This window comes from Candidatus Planktophila sp. (assembly GCA_030681675.1).
Taxonomy (GTDB): Bacteria; Actinomycetota; Actinomycetes; order Nanopelagicales; family Nanopelagicaceae; genus Planktophila.
Window position 1 is genome coordinate 1 of sequence record JAUXRP010000023.1, and the last position, 2,677, is coordinate 2,677.

Sequence of the window (2,677 nt, forward strand, 5' to 3'; positions counted from 1 at the left end):
TACAAGATTCGCGCTGGCACCAACAATCGTTGCATTGCCTCCGAAATCTGCTCCAAAGGCTAACGACCACCACAAAACATGTTCCTGCACACCAGATAAGCCCTGACTAAGTTCGGCCACTACAGGAGTCATAGATGCAACATAGGGAATATTATCTACAAGAGCTGAAAGCAATGCTGATATGCCTAGAATAGATCCAGCGGCTAAGCGCGTGTTATCTCCAAATATTTCCTTGAGAAAATTCGCAAACTCCGCAAGTGCTCCTACGTTTACCAGCGCTCCTACCATGATGAACAGTCCAGCAAAAAATACAAGGGTTGACCATTCAATATCCTGGATATAGTCCCTCGGTTTTAGGCCACTTATTCCTACAAGTGCGCCTGCCCCTAGTAAGGCGATAATAGATGGTTCTAAATGAAGAATCGAATGAGTAATGAAAGCCAGCATTACGAGAGTTAGTATAAAGAGACTCTTTTTTAAAAGCACTCTATCTTTCAGAAACTGTGATGGAGAAAGATCCATGACACTTTTTCTTGCACTCTCTGAGTTGATTAATTCTCTGCGAAACAAATAGACTAAAAGAGGGACCACTACAAGCATGACAACCACGACCATAGGTGCCATATGGATTAGAAACGAGTTGAAAGACAGGTTTGCTTTACTGGCGATTATTATGTTTGGAGGATCTCCAATTAGTGTCGCGGCACCACCAATATTTGATACAAAGATCTGCGACAAGATAAATGGAATTGCAGAAACCTGTAAGTGTTTTGTGACGATTAGAGTCATTGGAACGGCTAAAAGAATAGTGGTTACATTATCTAGAATCGCTGATGCAATTGCGGTCAGAACCATCAGGTAAATTAAGGCTGTTTTTGGCCTTCCCCCCGATTTGCGGATAGCACTGACGGCAAGAAACTCAAAAAGCCCAGTTTTATGAATAACGCCAACGATAATCATCATACCTAAGAGAAGGAAGATGACGTTCCAATCGATGCCAGTCTCATGACTGAAGAAGGCCGCGTCCGCATCCGTAGCTCCGATCAAAACCATGGCTCCAGCGCCACTTAGCGCAACAGCAACTCGGCTCACCTTTTCGGTAGCGATAAAGACATAGGCAACGGCAAAAAAGGCTATCGCAAGAATCATTTCCATGGCCGAAGCATAGATGATATGAAAAAAGCAAGACAAAGTTGGACTAGTTGTGAGGCATAAATGCCTTTATGTATTACTGATTTCTATCAGACTTTGGATTGGTCGAGAGGTTTGGGCTTAAGAGTTATAGAAATTTGGTTATTTTCCTCCAGAATTTCGAGTGACTATCCAGGCTACGAGGCCGACAATTGATATAACGAAAAAAGCCATCAAGAAAAATCCGCCTCCATTCATCCAACCGGATCCATCTCCATACCAATCCATCATGGCGTACCTCCTAGGTTGATCAGAGCCAAGTAAATGAAATCTGATTACTTTAACCATACTCAGAAGGGAGCAGCCACCAAGGAGAGCATCGACCGAAATCAAGGTTAGACTGGTCAAATTTGGGAATCAGGTTTAATTAACTCCTAAGGTGCGCAAAGATTTGTCCTAAGTAAATCTTTTGGATTCGAAAATTCCATGAGAGAATTGGGAATTAGGAGGCGGGCTAGTGGAATTCATCCGCAAATTGCATGCATTGACAAATTTTCTTGCCATAACGGATGCCACAGATAACCAGATTTGCCGATTCATTACCTTAGATTCATGCGCCGAAATTTTCCCAACCTCCTGCCTTTTAGCCAAACTGGAAGATGATGGCGAGTTCACGATTACCGGTGTTTTTGGTTTTAAAAATGACATGGTCGAAATTTTTAAAAATCTATCATTAGTTCAAGAGTCAATGATTACTGAAGCGGTAAAAAGCAATCGAGTTCATCTTAATGGGACTTTGAAGGAGCTAGAAATACATCAGAAAGTCGATGTCTCAGGCAAGTTAAATGAAGATGCGGCCCACATGGTAATTTTACCCATTAGTGAATTCGGAGTTCTACTCCTATTTACCACAAAAGAACCGGACGTTGACTCTTCTTTAGAGCTATTTCTAATCGCAATTTGTGCCTTGCTAGCTTTGAATAAACATAAATCTGCAAGTCAGGCTGTTGCAATTATCTCTCATCTCCAAGTAATCGCCGGGAAATTAAATCTTACAGCAAGACAAAACACCATTTTAGATGGCATTAGACTCGGACATACAAATGCAACAATTGCTTTGGATATGGGATACAGCGAATCATTAATTCGTCAAGAGACAATAGATATCTTCAAAAAACTTGGAGTCAGCGGACGTAAAGCTTTAATCTCGAAATTTACAGATGAGGAAATGCTTACCAAAAAGTGATGGTTTGATTTGATTTTTTTCAATTATTGGAAGAAGAAGAATACAAATGCCCCGACCAATTTCTGGTAGGGGCATTTGTATTTTAACTATTAGATATCGAAGTAGAGTTCGAACTCAGCTGGATGTGGTCGAAGACGAACATAATCAACCTCTTGCTTGCGCTTGAAATCAATCCATGTATCGATGAGATCCTTAGTAAATACTCCACCTTTGAGCAAGAACTCGTGGTCGCGCTCTAAATTATTGAGCACTTCATCGAGTGAACCTGGTACCTGTGGAATTGCCGCAGCCTCTTCGCCA

The 2,677-nt window shown here is 41.5% G+C and carries 4 protein-coding genes; 1 reads left to right on the forward strand and 3 read right to left on the reverse strand.

Features of this window, described 5'->3' with window-relative positions:
• Both Q8K48_06155 and Q8K48_06160 read right to left on the reverse strand, forming a co-directional pair.
• A partial coding sequence (locus tag Q8K48_06155; GenBank protein ID MDP1851982.1) for an ArsB/NhaD family transporter occupies window positions 1-1,155 on the reverse strand: 1,155 nt, incomplete at its 3' end.
• 138 nt (window positions 1,156-1,293) lie between these two features.
• Window positions 1,294-1,422 (reverse strand): hypothetical protein, encoded by a 129-nt coding sequence (locus Q8K48_06160; GenBank protein MDP1851983.1) that lies wholly within the window; start codon window positions 1,420-1,422, stop codon window positions 1,294-1,296.
• Window positions 1,423-1,648: 226 nt separating this feature from the next.
• Between Q8K48_06160 and Q8K48_06165 the strand changes: the two genes are divergently transcribed.
• Window positions 1,649-2,377 (forward strand): LuxR C-terminal-related transcriptional regulator, encoded by a 729-nt coding sequence (locus Q8K48_06165; protein ID MDP1851984.1) that lies wholly within the window; start codon window positions 1,649-1,651, stop codon window positions 2,375-2,377.
• Between the two features lie 89 nt (window positions 2,378-2,466).
• Here Q8K48_06165 and Q8K48_06170 read toward each other — a convergent pair.
• On the reverse strand, window positions 2,467-2,677 hold a 211-nt coding region (locus Q8K48_06170; GenBank protein MDP1851985.1), incomplete at its 5' end, for a type I glutamate--ammonia ligase.